This is a genomic window from Nitrosospira multiformis (assembly GCF_900111585.1).
Taxonomy (GTDB): Bacteria; Pseudomonadota; Gammaproteobacteria; order Burkholderiales; family Nitrosomonadaceae; genus Nitrosospira; species Nitrosospira multiformis_B.
This window is the reverse complement of the sequence record NZ_FOHI01000001.1, coordinates 178059-196246: the sequence shown is the minus strand read 5'-3', so window position 1 is coordinate 196246 and position 18188 is coordinate 178059. Positions and strand designations below refer to the sequence as shown.

At 49.1% G+C, this 18188-nt stretch carries 13 protein-coding genes; all 13 read right to left on the bottom strand.

Annotated elements, in window-relative coordinates:
- Positions 1–57: 57 nt before the first annotated feature.
- On the bottom strand, positions 58–3909 hold the full coding sequence (locus tag BMW46_RS00825; protein ID WP_074703787.1) for an SNF2-related protein: 3852 nt from the start codon (positions 3907–3909) through the stop codon (positions 58–60).
- A complete protein-coding gene (locus BMW46_RS00820) occupies positions 3909–5648 on the bottom strand; it encodes an EH signature domain-containing protein (protein ID WP_074703786.1) in 1740 nt (579 codons plus the stop codon). The genes BMW46_RS00825 and BMW46_RS00820 overlap by 1 nt, the downstream gene beginning before the upstream one ends.
- A complete protein-coding gene (locus tag BMW46_RS00815) occupies positions 5642–6349 on the bottom strand; it encodes a flagellar motor protein MotB (RefSeq protein ID WP_074703785.1) in 708 nt (235 codons plus the stop codon). The genes BMW46_RS00820 and BMW46_RS00815 overlap by 7 nt, the downstream gene beginning before the upstream one ends.
- Positions 6350–6351: 2 nt before the next feature.
- Positions 6352–8349: an anti-phage ZorAB system protein ZorA gene (gene zorA / locus BMW46_RS00810; RefSeq protein ID WP_074703784.1), complete on the bottom strand. Its 1998-nt coding sequence runs from the start codon at positions 8347–8349 to the stop codon at positions 6352–6354.
- Positions 8350–8979: 630 nt separating this feature from the next.
- A complete protein-coding gene (locus BMW46_RS00805; RefSeq protein WP_074703783.1) occupies positions 8980–9489 on the bottom strand; it encodes a hypothetical protein in 510 nt (169 codons plus the stop codon).
- A gap of 195 nt (positions 9490–9684) precedes the next feature.
- Positions 9685–10560: a hypothetical protein gene (locus BMW46_RS00800; RefSeq protein ID WP_074703782.1), complete on the bottom strand. Its 876-nt coding sequence runs from the start codon at positions 10558–10560 to the stop codon at positions 9685–9687.
- An 872-nt stretch (positions 10561–11432) separates the two neighbouring features.
- Positions 11433–11918, bottom strand: coding sequence for a hypothetical protein (locus BMW46_RS00795; RefSeq protein WP_177171008.1), 486 nt, complete (start codon positions 11916–11918; stop codon positions 11433–11435).
- 400 nt (positions 11919–12318) lie between these two features.
- Positions 12319–12543 (bottom strand): hypothetical protein, encoded by a 225-nt coding sequence (locus BMW46_RS15000; protein ID WP_143049054.1) that lies wholly within the window; start codon positions 12541–12543, stop codon positions 12319–12321.
- Positions 12544–12719: 176 nt separating this feature from the next.
- Positions 12720–13556, bottom strand: coding sequence for a hypothetical protein (locus tag BMW46_RS00790; RefSeq protein ID WP_143049053.1), 837 nt, complete (start codon positions 13554–13556; stop codon positions 12720–12722).
- Positions 13557–14126: 570 nt separating this feature from the next.
- Positions 14127–14513: a TubC N-terminal docking domain-related protein gene (locus BMW46_RS00780; protein ID WP_074703778.1), complete on the bottom strand. Its 387-nt coding sequence runs from the start codon at positions 14511–14513 to the stop codon at positions 14127–14129.
- A 3-nt stretch (positions 14514–14516) separates the two neighbouring features.
- Positions 14517–16682 (bottom strand): DUF3631 domain-containing protein, encoded by a 2166-nt coding sequence (locus tag BMW46_RS00775; RefSeq protein WP_074703777.1) that lies wholly within the window; start codon positions 16680–16682, stop codon positions 14517–14519.
- Positions 16679–16990 carry a CHC2 zinc finger domain-containing protein gene (locus tag BMW46_RS00770; protein WP_074703776.1) on the bottom strand — a complete coding sequence of 104 codons (312 nt, stop codon included), beginning with the start codon at positions 16988–16990 and terminating at the stop codon, positions 16679–16681. The genes BMW46_RS00775 and BMW46_RS00770 overlap by 4 nt, the downstream gene beginning before the upstream one ends.
- Before the next feature lie 255 nt (positions 16991–17245).
- The gene (locus BMW46_RS14845; RefSeq protein WP_081355611.1) at positions 17246–17989 is read right to left on the bottom strand and encodes a hypothetical protein; all 744 of its coding nucleotides are present in this window, start codon (positions 17987–17989) and stop codon (positions 17246–17248) included.
- Between the last annotated feature and the right edge of the window lie 199 nt (positions 17990–18188).

The window sequence follows — 18188 nt, the reverse complement described above, 5'->3', positions numbered from 1 at the left end:
AACTTCCTTCTCGCCTCCCCACCTCAGCCCGTCGTCAATACCCCCTCTGTTAGTGTATTAATGGCTCCACACGATCAACTCTTCATCGAATTCATGATTAGTGATGGGGTGAGCCTTTAATAGCTCGTCAAGCCGATCGCGAACAATTAGCTGAACCTTGTTTGCTTCGGCCTGAGTTATAGCTCCGGACGTAAATCTCTGGTTAGTAAGGGCAATTTTTCTGAAGCGAGTACCTGCGAAACGAGCTTGATAGAGAGCCGCTCCCGCAGTTACCTCCTTGATGGCATCCCAGCCAACTTCACTATTGATGGAGCTTTTGCATTGCAGCAGTTCGCCTTCACGTCCCTTCAATGCAACCACATCAATGCCGCCGTCACCCCCTTGTTTAGGAGTAATGAATGACTGATATCCCTGCTTCGACCAGAGGAGGTTGCAAAACACCTCGAAGCTAAAGCCATCCATGCGATCTACATCATCGATATTGAGAATCCGACGAGGAATTGCTGCCCCATCTCCACTTTCATCAATAAAATCGCTAAATGTGGCATCACGGCCAGAACCATTAAGCATCGAAGCCATTCCGCCGCCATCTATGGTGGAATCAGCAAGCCCTGCCTTCTTCTTGAGTAACTCATCAAGGCGAAATTCGAAAGTGTGGAAGTCATCCGCAACTACGGTAGGGCAATAAACGAAGACATCCCGTTCCTGACCGATACGATAGGCTCGGTCCGAGGCCTGATTCTCCTTGGCTGGGTTCCATGCTCGCGTAAAGTGAAAAACATGATTTGCTGCTGTAACATTTAGCCCAGCACCGGCTGCCAAGGTAGAAAGGATAATGACGCCAAAGCCTGGAGCTTGAGAGAAGCGATCGATATATCCTTGTCGCCCCTGCGAATCACCATTAATAATAAAAGGCTTCAAACTGAAGGTTTCTCGAAGGAAGTAGTACAAGGCTGCCTGCGCTTCCCGCAATTCAGTGAAGATGATTGCCTTCTCGCCAGCCGCTTTGACTTGCTCCAGTTGCTCAAGTACCCATTGCAGCTTAGGTGAATTAGTGAGGTGCACATCACGTCCTAGCTTTTCTGGTAGAAATTTTGTGCCTGGCAAGCAATAAGGTTCTGCGCATACAGCTTTCATTAAGTGAAGCGCACCAAACGAAAGCCGTGCTCGCTTTTTCCCATCAATTTCTTTGTTTGCTTCCTGTAGCTTTTTCAGGCCGCCCTTGTAGAGAATGCGTTGATATTCTGAAATAGCAATTTCCAGACGTTCGTGCTGCCCCAGTCCCTCCTTGAACCGCAATACATTGGTATGGGCTGTTTTCCATCCAAACAGTTTTTTCTTCAGTTCATCAGCAATATCGGCTTTAGTGCGGCGTAGGGTCTGAGGTGCTATAAGGGATTGCAGTCTAGCCAAAGCTTGCTTCTGTTCCTCCGTTTCGCACTCGATGGGCCGTCGATAAGTTTTACCAAATTCCTCAAGTGCCCCGAGTAGCCCAGGCTGAACAAAGTCGAACAGACACCAGAGATCAGCTAAGGAGTTTTCTACAGGTGTACCGGTGCAAGCGATACGAAAATCCGCCTTGAGCTTCTTTGCCGCCAAGGTCACTTGGGTCCCCGGCGTCTTGATACGTTGAGCCTCATCGCAGATGACAAAAGCGAAAGGTTGTTTAGCTAAGGAGAACTCGTAGCTGATGAGAACTTCGTAGGTACTGACGATAATTTTCGCGTCACCCACCCATCGCGGCCTTAGCAAATCCACCACCCCCTTGGAATGCAATTGTTCGTCTATTAAACCAGGAGGTTGCTTGCGCTCCCTCAATTCGTCCGCATATAGAACCAGGATTTCCGGGAAAGACGGTGTAAAGAACTTCTTTGCCTCATTAGCCCAGTTCTCGAGCAGGCTCTTCGGAGCAAAGATGATTGAAGGTGTGGCATTGCAATGCTGCTCATAATACCAACCCAATAGAGTCAGGAGCTGGAGCGTCTTTCCCAGCCCCATATCGTCGGCGAGCAGCGCTCCACGGCAGTCATGAGGAGCTTTAGACACCAAGTGCTGGAACCAGGCAACCCCATTCAACTGGTGCTTCTTTAGCCCAATATTAGTTCGCAGCGATACTGGCAGTTGTGCTTTAGTTCCTTCAGGCAGAGCGAGCGACACCCTACGCTCTTCCTGATAGTCAACACCATGAAAATTAGTTTTGACTAGCAAGGTTTCGCGAGAGAGACGTTTGTTCTTGGGCTTAGATGAACCATCTCCTTTTACTCGGTCCTGCACCCCGAGCATGGTTCGGAAAGTATCGACAAGGTTGCGCCCTTGAATGGTAGAGATGAGCGTCGGAAGGGCCTCGTTTCTGACCTCGGATACCCCCGCCCTCTCCGCACGGACAATCTGACTCTCAAACTCGTCTACCCAAATCTTACTAAGCGGTATTATTACTTGACCTTCGTGTCCCTGAAGCATTACTCGAACCATGGGGGTAAGGTCGCCAGGCAACCAACCCTGCTTGCTCTCATCCCCTACGTTCGGTTTTTGCAGAATGGGTACGTAGATAGGTTTGGCTACACCAATCCCTTCGATCCGGTTGCTGTAACCTTCCAGCTGATATATATCCTCGAACGAAATGTGCCCGGCAGGCTGGTTTCTCCAAAGGAAAGCCAATTGCATTCCTTGCTCAAGCTGGAGCGTTGATTCTGCATCAATCGTTAAATCATATTCATTCCATGGGAAACGTTCTCGGTCCTCGCGTAGAGCCGTTTCCAGCATCTTCAAGAATTCCTCGAGCTGCATGGCCCTCTCAAAACTCTTCACATCTGTGCATGATGAGCCATTTCCGAAAGATTCTGTTACCACCAAATCGACGTGTTCTATACGCTCATTTGACATGCGAGGTACAAGAGTGAAGATCGCGGCAACGGCGCCAGCTTCCGCTTTGTCCTGCATGAAATCTTCTTCTCGAAGAACTTCATGAGCCGCGTCTCCAAGGAAAGCCCAAGGATTGTGAATAAACTTCTCTGCCCTGGACCCTGAAACACGTCGCCCAGGCATATCACGTTTGATGACTTGCAGAACTTTCTGAACCGGTTCTGAAATAACAATGCGTATTCGCCCCCTACCTCCACGTGTCAGATCGTAATGAGGTTGGACAGCATTGAATCCATCGAATGCCCTTAGCCATCCCTCAGGTGCATCTTCAAATGTTGGTGAAACAGTGAATACACGCCCGAATGATGTTTCCTCCTTAATCAATGGCAATCTAAGGGTTTGCGGTGTAAGAACATACGTGCTTTCAAGATATGGACTTGCGTAAAATGCGTCCACGGCTTCCGCCATTGCTCGAATCCTTCCCCAAGCCAATTCATTCTCATGCTGGGAACGCATTTCCGGACCACGGAGACCAAACAATCTAACAGCATCGGAAATCGTCCAGGCGGCTTCTGACAGCAAGCAAGATTCACCATCCACCAATGCGACAGCACCTTGTAATTGGCTGAACATCACCGGGTCTTGGTCTTCGACCCACCCATCAATATGAAGCTCAAAGTTTGAATCTGATAGGCTCGCTTCATGGCTTAGGATGGGGCGAAGAGCTCGTTGTGGTGGAAGCGCGAGAAACTGGATCGCGCCTTCATGCTCAGGAGACTTCAAGAGATCGTACACTTGCTTCCAAGGAAGCAGCACAGTGTCGGCTTGTATTTGGCATAGCCCCTCGATGGCTAGCTGAGCCAAATACGCCCCAAGTAACGCATCTTCTGCCGGTGCTCCATGGACAGCATCTAGCAGCGCTTCCGGAGAGGCCTCAGCCAAGGGCGAAACAAAACTTATTTGTATCCCTTGTGGAGTCCATACAGAGGTGAGTGTTGCAGTGGAACCGCCTTTCTTTTTGCGCCGGAAAAGACCAAGGAGACCCATTAGCTTTCCGGGTAATACCAAGCTGCGCGCGCATTCCCCCACCGGAAACCATACGCCTGAAGTTGAGTTGCAAGTGTGCTGTGTTGTGAAGGATCTTCGACCCACAGTCGGCCACCGCTGACTCCTCGCCTGTCTTTGATACGAGCATCTCTATATCGGGCGACTAAACGCTCAAGCTCGTTCATGGAAAAAGGAGTCCCAGGAGGCTCGCGTCGAGGACTCCTGCTTGTGCCATAGGAGAGAGACGCCTCACTGTAGTTCCCCCTGAGAGTCTGCGCAGAGCCAGGGTGTTGCACGTTATCTCCAGCATGCCGAGTGGCCAAGGTATCAGGTCGGATCCCAAGAGCTTCAAGCTCATAGCGGGCCTGATTTTGCCAACCATTTCTGTGAATAATGCGCGCCTCCGCTCCCCCATGGAAGCCGTAGGCCAAATCATCTGTTGTGCCTGAGTAACGCCTTGCGTTACGGTCAAACTTTAGACTCTCTAAGGAGTACACGTAACATGCGTTTGGCTTCTTACTGAATTCAATGACAATGTATTTTCCTATTTGCATCATGAATGCATCGACATCTCGCTTCGAAGTAAGGGTAGCGTATGACCCTTCTTCACGGGCAATAAGATCTCGAATACTCTGCTGCTGGCGTGCAAGGATTAAGGTATCGGAACTGAAGATTAGCCGTGTCCAAGTTATTTGCTTCAGGTATTTCGACCAGAACGACAAACGGCCTTCATCGGCCCCATTGCGGGCTGCGAGGATATCGAAGAAGTCTCGAAGGCTGCGTTCGTTCACCCACTCGAGGACCATTTGCCAGACTGGGTCTGGTACTCGATTCCAAGCTGTGGCGATACCCGCTGCCTTGAGCTTGGGGTTTCTCCAGACATCCTTGCGAATCACGTAGTCCTTCAGGCGCTCATGTACAGGCGTTACAGCACTCTTGTGGTAGCGAATGAGAATTTTCTCGATTGCCTCATCTCTGAACACAGGCCTTTCTTCGATGAGCTGGATGAGCCTAGGGATATGGTTGCTGAATGCGTTATCGCTGGCCCTCGTTGCTGTACCGACTGCGCTTAGCACGAGTGTATGCCAAAACCAGCTTGTTTGAGGAATACCTAGATCTGTTACGAATCTCTCAACCGCTTCAGTTTGTCCCTGTAGGAAATCTTGGGCATACTTGTCGGTCGGTTGGTTGGTAAGTAGCTGAGGCTCTCGTCGCATAACAGCAATCCAATCTGGAACTAGATTCCCGCCCGCATGTTTGTCAACTAGAGGCCAGGTTTTGTGTAACAGGGAACGCAGCTGCTCCCAGCCCAAGAGTTCTGCATCCAAAGCACGTTGTGGCTCAAAACTGAAATACGAACTGAGTAGCCCGTACCAAGTGAGGCGCCAAAGGTTTCCTTTTTCTGCTTCCGCCTCGTAATGCTTGAGTAGAGAGGGGAGCCTTTGGTGACCGAGTGGTCTCCCCCCTCCTTGCTCACGTATGGGCTCACTTAGAGCACTGGCGATCATATCGAGCTGACGGATGTCAAGTTGCTGGCCACGCATAAATGCTAGCGCTGCTGCATACGCATCCTGTTTAGAGGGTTTGGCTTTCGCATATCCCTGGAACAGCCTTTCTGATTCAGCACAGGCCTTCTCTACGAGCTGAGACATTCCCAGCCCTTCTGCAGAAAAATCTATGGAGGCAATAGCAGCTTTAAGCTGATGCGTAAGTAATTCGATGGACGGCAAAGTCAGCATTGGCCAAACTCTTTATTCTCAATGAGTGGGCTGACGACAGGGTCTTCATTTAGAGCCCAGAATTCCAGCTTCAGCTCAACACGCCGACTTTCCTCCTTCTTTGCTCGGACCGAGTTGAAGGAATAACCTCCCACCAAGAAGAGATCGCGAATCTGGCGCTTCTGGTGATCAGTAAGCTGTTTCTCATCAGCTTTTTGTGGCGAAAACATTACGCATACCACGCTGCGGCTCCGGTTGAGGCTAAGACCGAGGTTGTAGAGGTAGGTACCATCCTGATCCGTAAACCCCTCGACAACGATACGTCGGATCCATCGTCGACCAACTTGTGACTCCTGTGCTTTTAGAAGCACCGGTATGTACTTTCGAAGAAACTTCGCTTCTCGATCCTGAATGTCATATCGCCCACTGTCGAAGCGAACAACATCCCCAAGGTCTATGCGGTAAGTGGACTCGTTGACCTTGACCTCTCTGAACTCGCGCGAAGCCTCCTTAATTTGAGACATGAGTTCACGAATATCCTTTTCTCGCTGAATTTTTGCTTCTTCTTCGGCAGTCACACTTTTAGTTACAGCAATAAGTGTAACTGCCATAACAACGAGAAACAGCGTCATCAGAGCCGTCATAAGATCGGAGAAGGAAATCCAGAATGGACTTTCTCCCTCCGGTTTCGCACCCCGCTTGAGAATAATCCGGCTAAGCATTTTCAGTTTGGTTTCATGCGTGAAACTGCATGGGCCAGCTCCTGCACGACGCCGTTAAGATGCCCTACCCCACCTGCCAGATGCCGATCGGTCTCCGCAATTGTCGATTTCAGCTGATTTGTTAGTGCAGTACCAAAGGCCATAAAGGCGTTGGTAAGGGCCTCGTTCACCTGTTCCAGATACTCCTTGCTCTGCATTTCTGCCCTTCGTAATTGCTCAACGATACGCTCCAAATCTCCCATCAGTTCCTTTGAAAGCCCAGCTTCTTTCTTCGCGCTTTCAATAAGGGATGTCAGCGTAGCCACTTGGCTATCGACATTCTTGCGGGTGGTGTCGTATTGTTCGAACCCTTGTCGAACCGCGTTTGCCGTGGTCTGTAGGGTAGCCGCGGTCGTAACCAAGTGGTCAGCTATCGTGGACGAACGTTCAAAAACCGTACTCACAGCACCACCAGCTGTTTCAAAACGCTGAGCCGCATTACCCATTGTCAACGCGCCTTGGTTCATTCCATCAATGGCCCGCAAAGAGACACTACTGAGCTGATCAATATTTCGCTGAGTTTGTTGCATCTGTTCAACAACCCTGTTCAGCAGAGCATCTACCTGATCAGAGAGCCCACCTACAAGTTGCTTCGTTTCATTGGCCAATTGCTCCCCACGTGCTTGTTCCTGGCTTGCAGCAGCAATTCGCACGACCTCAAGCTGATCGACGGCTTGGGTGATTTTCTCGAAAACAGCCGCAACTGCCTGATCCATGGCTCCCCGAGACTTGTCTTGCTCTTCGGCTACAAGTTTCCGGAACTCCGTGACAAACTCTCTCATCTGGTCCGTTAGTAATGCCTGATTAGAGGCAGCTTGCTTCATAGCATCTTCCAGTTTTCCACTCATCCGATTGGTCGCCTGCTCATTCGCCTTAGCAATATCAGCAAGCAACTGCTGTAATGCTGATTGCACGAAAGACATCGAATCCATGGAGCGCTGCATCTGCTCATTGAGGCCGCGCATCTGCCCTCCGAACGTATCCTCGAGTTTTGCCATAAACCCTGCAAGCATCGTTTCCAGCATACCCGTTACGGCCTCATTGTTGCCGTGATTAGTTTGCTCCATCGCCTGAGTCATTCGTTCTATAGGTGCCGCAAGTGATCCAGAAATGGTTTCGCCGATACGATCACCTAGTAATTTCGAAGCATCAGCATGCGCCTGGATCTGGCGGTCTACCAGGTTGGTCATGAGCTTCGTAAGGTCCTCGACCAACGCGTCCTTCAACTGGGCGGTGTGTGCTTCGTTCTTCTCTGACGCTTGAACCAGCCGAGACAGATACTCTTCGCCAGCACCAGTCGAGTAGAGCGCGTCAATACCGTGGTTAAGTTTCTCGACGAGACGGTAAAAACAAGCAAGCACAAGCTTGCTAAAAAAAGTGACGCCCATCGCGCAGGAGATAGCAATGGCAGAAACCATAAAAGCATGCTCTACGCCCGCCATAAGTGGGCCGAGCCCTGAAACCGCCGTAGTGGTGGACGAAGGGTCAAACTTTCCCAAGCCTTCCAGAAGTCCAGCGAATGTCCCGATGATGCCAAGGCCAGTCAGAACTCCAGGCAAATGTCTAGTGAAGTCATCAAACAGGCGTCCATCAACAAGAACGTCTCGAGTAAAGAACGTTTCGGCAGGAACAGTTGCCCGAATCTCGGTTAGGCTTAGCGTCCCATTTGTTGCCTTTTTCAGTTCATGCAGCGTATCTGTATATTCATCCCAAAGGTGTTTAAGCGGCTCCCACCGGAAGATTTCTCTGAGCTCGGAGGGCTTAACCGGCTGTTTCTCTTTTTCGAAAAGCTGAATGCGTCGCACGGGCGACCAGAGCTGGAACCAGACTCGTAGGCCTTGGATGAGATAACCAAGGATGAAAACGATGGTCAGAAATAAAACTAAGATGAACATCCATAACGGGACACCGCTCATGTTGCCAAGAGAGGGATGTCCTAGATAGTTGGCTAGCCAGGTCATTTGCTTTTTTTCTCTATTTAAATCGAGCAGCTTGTCGACCTGTAATCCATTCCGCTCGCAAATACTCGATCGGTGGTAACAAGTAAGGCAAGTAGCAGGTACACTTAAAAAACACACTCTTTTGCCATGAACAGATTGGGAAAAGAACCTGTGTTCGCGGTCGCAGTCATTCTAAGTGCGTATTTTTGAGCCAGCAATTGGACTTAGGTACACCGAACAGCGAGTATGGATATTTCCACGAGGTCAGTAAGCAGCCTTAGTCCCCCGCGTTTTTGAAACACTGATTACTTGTCCCTGTAAAACAGTTCCTTTTGCTTGTCGCGCTCGTAATATATGCGTCTACTTACCACGTTCTATGCAATCAAGAAAAGGCGATGGAAATCATCGTAGTGAAGGTAAATCAGGTACTCGATGGCGGGCAATTTCCCCGACAGTAAGCGGCCCTGTTGCTCAAGTAATAGGTGGGAATCTAGAGCGATGGGGATCATCAAGTTATCCCCAAAGATTTCGAGTTAAGATTTATTGCGCCCTCTATTTGTTAAATTCAACAAGCCTGAGTGCGCGACCAGCGTAACGTTCGGGAGTAGAAACAAGGTTCCGTGAACTGTTCCTGATAGCCTCACTTAATAGTCACCGAATCGTTGCACCCACATGCATATTCGGATAGACGTTTGCCAGTTCCTCAAACGGGGTGGTGCGTACACGCTCTACTGCTATCTGATGCATTTGTTCGGCTTCCTCGTAAGTACCGCACAGCATGCTAAGCGACTTCGTTCCCCTAGAGAGAACCGTAGGGCGGATTATCGACGCAAAAAGTAAAGGTCCATCTTTTCCAAGCCAATGCGTCCTTCCGTTATATCGCTGGTCCATGAAAACAAACATTGTTGTAATCTGTATCCCTTGTATGCAGTCTTTTCCTATCTTGTCGTAGATTGGAACGAAGAAATCGACCTCCCGTTCGTCATAACAGCGAACTGGCGTTCTCCCTTCGAGCAAGTAAAACTCTCTGCCGTCTTCTTCGAATTCTTTTTGTGTCTCAGGAGACCCTCTTTCCGGCAACTCCATTATCAGCGCTGATAATTCTTCCTGCGTCTGGGCCTTTCCCAATCTTCTCTTCCAATCTTCCTCATCAAAGACCATTCAACATCTCCAGAAAATTCAGTATCCCCTCGCCAGCCTATCCTCCTATCCCCAAAAGCGAGCCTACGTCTTTCTGTGGGCTGGTAGAGATCGAAAACTTCGGTGTCAGTCTCGGTTCCATGAAAAAATAATTGAGGTCCTGCGGTACAGGTGGACTACAGTCCGCAATTCCATTATTAGCGCCCTCAAATAACATTAATCGTGGACAGCTACAGCTTCAGGTAACGACAGCCAATCTTCAATCAACTTCGATCGCATTTCACGCAAATTTTCCCCATGCCAGCTCCTGACACTCCAACTGAACAACTCTTTCAATTGATTCATTCGTTGTTCTATATCCCAGTTGTCCCACTCAGGATCAATCCAGGCGTTATACTGGTTCGAAGGTTCGACGGGTTCCGTTGCTCTATGAAAGTACTCAATTGGCCAGCTCGGCTTCGGCCCCTTCATATGTCGGTCATAAATGGCCTCATCAAGGGCTTGAAGGAAGGTTTTTGCTGCGTCAGCATTCATCCGGACAAGAGTGGCAGCTAGATCATCGAGTGAGGCGTTGGAAAGTATCAAAGCAAAACTTTCGCCGTAAGAGAGCCTCTCGTACCGTAACGGATCGTATTCGGGCGAATCAACAAACATTCTGAAGGCTGAATAAAGCATCTTTACTGCTTGCCGTGTATTCAGCATCATTCGATGGCTGAATTTCTCCTTATATGAATCCCATTCGATGGTAAGAAACCCCACATCCTGGACATAGCGTCGTTTCCAACGCAGCCTCCCATCCGGACCTTCGGCCTCCCATTCAAAGGCACATTCTTTTACTTCAAGAGTGATAGCTTCAAGAAATCGGATGAAGTCTCTGAATGTACAAAACACGGATGACATGTAAACCGTGAAATCGATTGTCTCCCTTTCGTGCCTGACCGGCTCCACGTCTTCGCCTTGATCTTCGCATTCGAGAGCTAGGGTGATGTCTCCTACCAAACGTATGTCGAGATCGATGAAGTCGAACTCGTCAGCATGGTGGAACCGAGCCTCAATATGGTCCGGCCGACAGTAAGAAAGGGTGCGAGGCATTTCATATCCTGGTCAATAGTTTTCACTTCGCCAACCTCTGTAGGAAGGGAGGTTTTCGCGGATGCTCGAGAGTTTGCAGGCTGGAGAAAGTACTGGAGCAGCCAAGAGACGAGTGTTTTTTTCTATGGGCGTCGCCAGATAGTAAACCGGTGGGGGATGGGTCCCGCCAGCCACAACCCCCATTTCTGCTTGTGAGGCAGACGTTGTGGTTACCCCCGAGCGGGCTTGCTACATCAAACTTTATGGAGAAGCGCCATAAACAACGCTTCAGGTTAAATTGAACGGGACCAGAGGGAACGAAAACACAGCCAAGAGGCACACTTCAGGCTATTAACAAAAGCCAATGAATGGCACATGTGTCGTTTCTTTTCTGGCTTAAGAATGTTTCAAGCAAAATGTATGCCTACTGCAAAAGTGTTGAAATGGCAAAGAGTTAAGAAATGCTACTCATTCGAGTGTTCACTTATTCGACAAGACAAACCAAGAATTGACCGACATGCTAATCGAGAGGCCAACAAAAGAGGAGATGGAATGAGCTCGATGCGTCTCTTTATATCCCTGGTTTCGAACGCCTTCCGGATCGGGTTAAGAACATAGGCACGGGTCCCCTCCTGTGTCTCTATCCTTCCAGTTCGCATATCTCGTAAACAGAAGCAAGCTCCCGTCTTACGACATCGGTATCGCGAAAGTCGATTTTAGGGGGATAGGGGCAAGCAGTTTTCCCTGTGCATCAAAAGCTTCCAGCGAATAATTTACGCTGGCCTCATCGTCATTTTGCATTCCAATTCTATTTTCCGATCTTAATGAACCTCGTCCACTCCCGTTTACCGCAAGTTCCCACAGAGATTCCGCAGACGCGCTTGAACCTGCGATTACCTATTTCTCTTTACGCTGTTACGAAAATTGATTTGGGCAGAGCTCGCCATCTCTTGGTCGACAATCGCCAGATCAAGCCTTGTCCGAGTTCCCCTGAATGAGACAATTTTTATATGATATGAATCGCTGCCAGACTTAATTCGGCTTGTAAGGATAATTTGCTCTCCTATCTTGTTGTTTCTATCTATGATGACACTATCAACGATTCCCCCTCTCCGACGCATTTCAGAAGCCAATTCACGTGCATAAGCCTGAATCTCGACTCGCTCCTCACAGGGCCAGCACTCGGCGCTTAATCCAGTTGAACCTGCTCGGCCCGTAGCTGCAGCGCCAGTAGCAGTTTTTGAAATTATCTCTTTAGGCTTGTAGCCATTCGGAAATACAACAGAAAATTCGCAATATGGTGGACTAAAAACCTTTTCGTCTGCATTAGCCTCTCCCATGAATACACTGATGGAAATAGCTACAACAGTACTTACCAAGTTCTTATATCGCATATCCTGTTTGTTACTGAGAAGGTTTAGCTAAGAGTCAAATTCACTCTGCTCCAATGAACCTATTACCCACAGCAAGATATCAAGCTTCTACTGGGATTTGTGCCTGTTTTAATTGTTCTTGCCACGCCAATAAATCATCAGCTCCTAAGCCTAATGAATATGACCTCCCTTGCTTTGTATGGATAACAAGTTTTTTCGAAAATCCATGTTTCTTAATTTCAGTGTGCAATATGTCTTCTGACAGGAAACAGGACTTGAAGGTGGATTTTCGGGAAAACTTTTGCCGTCATTACGGCCAGCACCGGTACTGCAGCTAACATCATTAACTGACCCATGGTCCCACAAGAAACAATTCTGCGATTAGTTAGGGTGGCTGTGCCCCGATCTACTTCAATGCATTCTTAATATAGGAGGCATGCGTCTTTTCAATGACAGCCAGCTCGCCCAGTTCATAGGCAACTCTAAATTCACGCTGTTTTGTGATCTCTCCATTAAGGGCGTTAAATCTTAAAGGCCCTTCTAGAGTCGTCACTGGACATCCGCAGTGTCGGCAGGCTTTTGCAAGAGTTGAAATTTGTTTATGGCACTCGTTGCAGTTTGCAAGTGACATTTGATCTTCCTACGCATAATCTAGGATTCGATGATTTACATCTGCTCAGTTTGGCTGTTACAAATTGGCTGCCAAGGTTTCCAGCTGCATGTGCTAGGGTAAAAAAAGTAGCGTGATGAGTGGCAAGATATAGAGCAACTTATTACTCATTGTTGCTCCTGTACTCGCAAGGCCTATCACCGTTCCTTCATAAGCTTCTCAAATGACCCTGCATAAGGACTTTTGGGCGTGGCTTCGGCAATTTGTGCATGAATCTCGAACAATGTCTTTACGTTGACCACTGTTTCGGGAGATCCCTCATACTGAATCTTCCACCCGTTGTCATTCGGGTCATTCGGCTTCAACTTCACGGGACGATCTGCAAAAGGTCGACCACTGAGTTTAGCTGCATCAATAGCGCTATCAACGTCACTCAGCAAAAGACTTTGGAAGACATTCAACTCAGCCTTTCTTTTTGCTTTCTCGGCAAGATCAATAAATTCGAATCCAACATCTGCAAACCCGTTCTTACTAAATACTTCTGCCATCTGTACAAGTTTTTTTGGGTCATCGTAGGGTATTTGCAGACCTTGGGTTGCTGCTGAAACTGAAATATTGGCTGCGTTTGCTTCTTCGCGCCCGATAATTGCAGCATGCCCAGTTTCAAGAAACCATCGCATACTACGTCCCTCATTACCGGGCGTTTCTCTCAGACGTTTAATTTCTGATTGCAGCTCAGCCAGACGGTCTTTGTCATCATATTCAGGATGTTGATCTCTAAACGCAAAAAAATCGCGCTTAATTTCCTCAAATCTAGCTTCTTCTTTTTTCCGTTGCTGTTGACGGAGATCTTCTTCCCGCTTATTAGCCCGCTCCATCATTTCCAGTTGCTGTTGCTGCAACCGTAATTGCATTCCTTGCTGCATTCCACGTGTTAACCCATCAGCAAATGCGCCTATTCCGCCATACCCCCATGCCACTGGGGGCAACAGAGCCAAGAAGAAAACAAGAACCGCTTTCACAATATTATTCATGTCGTGATTACCTATACGGACTACTGTTGTAGTTGTCTCGAACTTTCAACTGTTCACTCTGAAATTAATGAAATTTAGTACCTATAGTTGTCGTCGCCATAGACTGCAGGAGGATTGGTAGCGTAGGGATTATTGGCGCTATCTGGGCTATAACGGCTCCCATATTGTCCGTAGGGATTATTGATAGAGTCTGCGCTATATGGATTGCCATACCTGCCGTAGGGATTGTTAACCGAGTCGGGATCGTACGGATTAGCACTCAAATTACCCAAATATTTACCCGTTTCGCGGTCTCGGAGATGTGGCGGCTCTGCTTGGGCAATACCTGAGAGTAAAAAGGCGAATAAGGCGGGTATAAGGAGTCCCGCAACAGGCAGTAATGCAATCATTATTTTCTTCATTTCCCTCCCTTGCTGTTGTTTGCTCTGTGAGGGGTATTGTTTCTTTTTACCAACCTTTCTACCATTGGACTGAAGTACACTTCCAGCAAAGCGAAGCCACGCACCCTCGATGCGTCTCTTTATATCCTCGGTTTCGAACGCCTTCTAGATCGGTCAAGAACATAGGCGATTAATGAACATCGTCCACCCCCGTTTTATCAATGAGTGCGAGCAGTTGCCACGGGTCAAAGTTCGCCCTCGGTACTTGCATTTCGAATGTAGCGGCATGTCTGATTGCTATCGCAAGAATCGCATTCTCGGGGTCGCTATCGGTATCAACATAGGTCGCGCGCTTCATGTCGGGATCAGCCGCCAGCATGGCCAGAACCTTCTCTCGCCTCGCTTCCCGCTGCTGCTCAAGACGCAAAGCGGCTAGTATTTCGGGTTTGTGCTGCTTGAGCTGCTGCAATAAATCAGGGGACAAATTATCAGCTGGTGAAATATCTAGATAATTGTCATCGGCACTGATCGAGTATCCGGCTTGTCGCAGTTGAAGTATCAGATCAGGCGCACCCATTAATCAAATCCTCAAGCTTGAACCTTTAGAGGGATTTAGAGTTGGTGCGACTGCACCCTCGGAAATTTCTGTTACATTGTTACAACCCTCATCAATACTGGCTGTTGATGTAACAAATGGTATCTTTGTAACTGTTACAACTTCGCGATCTGTTACATGAGGAGTCGCATCAATATTGGGTTGTAACGTTGTAACGTTTTCTACGGTGTCTTCGGAAACTGAAGTGCAATAGCGGGAAAAGGCCTCCTCAAACTCTTCTATCTTGAAGCCCCTGCATACCTTACTCCCTCGAACTGATTTCTTGGTAATTCCAAACTTACCCAGCAAGTCGCGAAGTTGTTTGCGGGTTATGGGCTTGCCTCGGTTGTAAATCCCCCAGTCTGCTTCCGGATGATCACGAAGTTCTTCCAACAATTCTTCGTCCCAGAATCTGCGCCATCCTTTGGTCTTGATAATCTCATAACAGTCTCTCAGCAATTCCACGCCCACTGACATCGGGGCTGACTGCTCCTTGCTTTTGGTCAGGACCAATGCCGCCCTTGTTGCTTTTTCTAGCCATTCATCACCGGCCAGCATGGCTACGGCTAGCAGGGGCTCCCAGTTGTCTGCCTGTCTGTCAGGCAGGCTCTCGGGTAAGTTGGGCTTCATCTCGGCAAAGTCATCAAGGCGATCCCTTGCTAATCGAGCGAGCTTGTGGGCCAATTCTTCCAGTTCCCTGCCATCACCATTACGCAAGCGTGATACTTTCTCGTGCGGCAACTTGCGCATGAGTTCAACTTCCACCGCCCGATCGTGCAAGGTGTCACGGGTGTGTCCGATAAGCGCGATCGCCTTGGGGCCAAACACGTTAAAACACTGAAGTTCATGGTCATCGCCCACGCACCTCCAGATATAGGGTGCGTGCCGGCTATGTCCGCAATTGAGAATACCGTGCATTTCCTGATTCTTGTTGTTCAGGAAGGTGTCGCCTTCGTCGATTAAGACTGTCGGGCGATATCTATCTGCCATACGAAACAATACAGCAGCGGTTATTCCGGACAGCGGCAGGGGCCTGCAAACCAGGCGGGCGATAATGCCAAGAACAGTGGATTTACCACATCCTTTTTCAGGAGAGCGCAGGACCATCAATGGGGCGATATGCGATGCCTCACAAAACCATGTGAAAGCACACCATAAAGCCAGAACCTCAGAGGCATGGGGAGGCAATACGGCATAGCGTCGGAAGGCTTCTGCCAACTCGGACAGAATCTCACCTGCGTCGACTGGCGACTCCCACGGCTCCACTTCGGGAAACATCTCGCCACTGCCTTGCTCTTCAATTATTCTGGATCTCGCTGCCTTGACCTCCTGCTCGAGCTTCGTTGCCCTCATACCTAGTTTTTTAGCCACGTCCTTATAGGTACGCTCATACTCGAGTGACGGCATGGCGAGGAGTTTGTCTATCTCATCCTGGAGTTCTTCCTCCACGTTTTTTTGGGTTGCACCGGGGAGAATGGAATCAGGGCTTTGAGAATCTCCTGGAACAGACTTATATGGATCCAGGCAGTTGGAATCGAGCAGTAACATCAGTGAGGATGCGCTGGCATCGTCCCGCTGCAACCAGTCGAATGCATCACCCCCTTTTGGTAGATTCAGGGTAGCAACATTGAACAACCTTACGGAAGCCGCTCGGTCCCTCAATGCAGCCGCCACTTCCAGCGCGTACTTCGTACCTATATCGTCGTTGTCGCCCCATATGAGAGCGCGTCGCCCTGTGAGTCGTGCCCAGTCCGCTGATCCTGCACTGCCTGCTCCTCCAGACGTGATGGCCACGTACTGCGATTCCACGTTCCATTCCTTGAACGCCTGATTGAGAGCATCCGCTGCTTTCTCTCCTTCTACGATCAAAACCAGCGCATTCAGATGAAGCGCCAGCAAATGGAGGGCGTATAAGGGTTTGCCTGCTGCTGGAGCAGGCAGCTCGCCCAAAACGAATTTTTGCCCGTCAAAATGAAATGGCCTGATCCATTTTTCGCCGGTTGCTGTATTTTTAAGGCGAATGCGCCAGTACAGGGAATTACCCGATTCATCCGTGTAGGTATGGAGTACCTTTTCATCCGCATTTGCTATTTCGGCATTGCGGGCGAACTTGCCCGCGGCTTCACGTACTCGCTCTGGTGTTGGAATCATCGCTCGGCCTCCCATGCTCCCAGTTGCTTTGCGGCTTCAATAAAGCTCAATCGGTGTCGCTGCATGTGGAAGGCGAGCACATCACCGCCGTAGGCTCCGCATGCCATGCAGCGAAAGCCACCCGTGTCCAGACGTACGCGTAGGCTCGGCCTCTTGTCGTCATGGAATGGGCAGCAAGCGCTCTTCCATTCGCCTCCTCCGATGAATTTAAGCCCCTGACCCTTATAGTATTGAAAGGGTGAGGGAAGGCGGTTACGTTTAAACAAAGAGATGCAACTCCCACGCCTGAGCTGGTTGGTTCGCTTCATTCTCCTCTCCTATGATCTTTGTCTAGGATCTCCTGTTGCTCGTGACCATCTCTCAGAACAGAATCCTGGACTTCCTCTAAATATTGGATGAATTGGTTACGTTGCGTTTCGGGGTGATTCTGGCTTTTCTTTGCTCATATCTATTGCCCCTTTCGATAGCTTGAAAGCTGATTAGATTGCTCCTTTAATAGCCGGGACAGATTCCGCATCAGCTTTCGCGTTCCTCCTTTGTATGCATTTCGTGCCGTGGCCGCCTTACCTTCGGGTGTTCGCGGTCCTGTTGACTTTCTCCACGGCCTCCACTGCTGAATCAGTTTCGCTTGCCTCATCCGTTCCTCGAGCGTCCACTGTCTGGCCACGTTGCACCTCCATTAATACTTTGTTTTGCTCACTTTTTATTTCCGCGCGCGTGAGCTGGTGGGTCTTTTCCGGGATATCTGCGCAAATATCGCGGTCTTTCTCCTCCGGTGATATTGGACCAGCAGAATTATTGTTTACTTGCTGATTACCATGGGCGATATTGGCTTGTTGCGCATAAACCATTGGAGGGTTTTTGATCATTGCCAAAGTTTCCAGCGTGGTCCGACATTGGCTTTGTGCTCGCAGCGCCATTCTCATGTGAACCTCAAATGATGAGATGCTGTCGCAACCTATGCTTCGCTCAGTAAGTCTCGCAAACAAGCTTTGCAACGCGGTTGCCTGATTCATTAGCATCGCCTCAGCCTGTGTGAGATCTCCGCGGTTCACGGCGGCTGCCTCATCGCGTAATCGTTCCATCAATGCTGGCACGTCTATCTGTGTCCCGATCCCTACTCCTTGCTCGGCTATATGGATAATCCGGTATCCCGCGAGCTCGGGTGACGTGACCAACGCCGCATATCCTTCCCGTATTTCCGCCTCTGTTTTTCCGCAGTCGAGCACTACTGATTTGCGGGGGTTGTAAACAGGTTCGGGTTTTACCTCACCCTTCGCTGCGGAATTCTCTGTTCGTTTTACCATAATGGTTCTCCTCGTCTTTCCGGAGTTGTTTCAGTATGATGTTTGCTTTGGGCATGAAATAATCCTTCCCATCGGAATCGGTATTGCATTGTTCAAGCACAGGTAATGACTTTTCATCAGTCTCTTAACTATGCGCAAGCCAACGTTGGATAATCAGTTCCTCTCCCTCTGCCAAAAGATGGGCAGCAGGTGGGCGAAT

Excerpts from the sequence above, each read along its gene's own strand:
- BMW46_RS00825 (WP_074703787.1), bottom strand. The coding sequence starts at position 3,909 with ATGGGTCTCCTTGGTCTTTTCCGGCGCAAAAAGAAAGGCGGTTCCACT.
- BMW46_RS00820 (WP_074703786.1), bottom strand. The coding sequence starts at position 5,648 with ATGCTGACTTTGCCGTCCATCGAATTACTTACGCATCAGCTTAAAGCT.
- BMW46_RS00815 (WP_074703785.1), bottom strand. The coding sequence starts at position 6,349 with ATGCTTAGCCGGATTATTCTCAAGCGGGGTGCGAAACCGGAGGGAGAA.
- zorA (WP_074703784.1), bottom strand. The coding sequence starts at position 8,349 with ATGACCTGGCTAGCCAACTATCTAGGACATCCCTCTCTTGGCAACATG.
- BMW46_RS00805 (WP_074703783.1), bottom strand. The coding sequence starts at position 9,489 with ATGGTCTTTGATGAGGAAGATTGGAAGAGAAGATTGGGAAAGGCCCAG.
- BMW46_RS00800 (WP_074703782.1), bottom strand. The coding sequence starts at position 10,560 with ATGCCTCGCACCCTTTCTTACTGTCGGCCGGACCATATTGAGGCTCGG.
- BMW46_RS15000 (WP_143049054.1), bottom strand. The coding sequence starts at position 12,543 with ATGTCACTTGCAAACTGCAACGAGTGCCATAAACAAATTTCAACTCTT.
- BMW46_RS00790 (WP_143049053.1), bottom strand. The coding sequence starts at position 13,556 with ATGAATAATATTGTGAAAGCGGTTCTTGTTTTCTTCTTGGCTCTGTTG.
- BMW46_RS00780 (WP_074703778.1), bottom strand. The coding sequence starts at position 14,513 with ATGGGTGCGCCTGATCTGATACTTCAACTGCGACAAGCCGGATACTCG.
- BMW46_RS00775 (WP_074703777.1), bottom strand. The coding sequence starts at position 16,682 with ATGATTCCAACACCAGAGCGAGTACGTGAAGCCGCGGGCAAGTTCGCC.
- BMW46_RS00770 (WP_074703776.1), bottom strand. The coding sequence starts at position 16,990 with ATGAAGCGAACCAACCAGCTCAGGCGTGGGAGTTGCATCTCTTTGTTT.
- BMW46_RS14845 (WP_081355611.1), bottom strand. The coding sequence starts at position 17,989 with ATGGTAAAACGAACAGAGAATTCCGCAGCGAAGGGTGAGGTAAAACCC.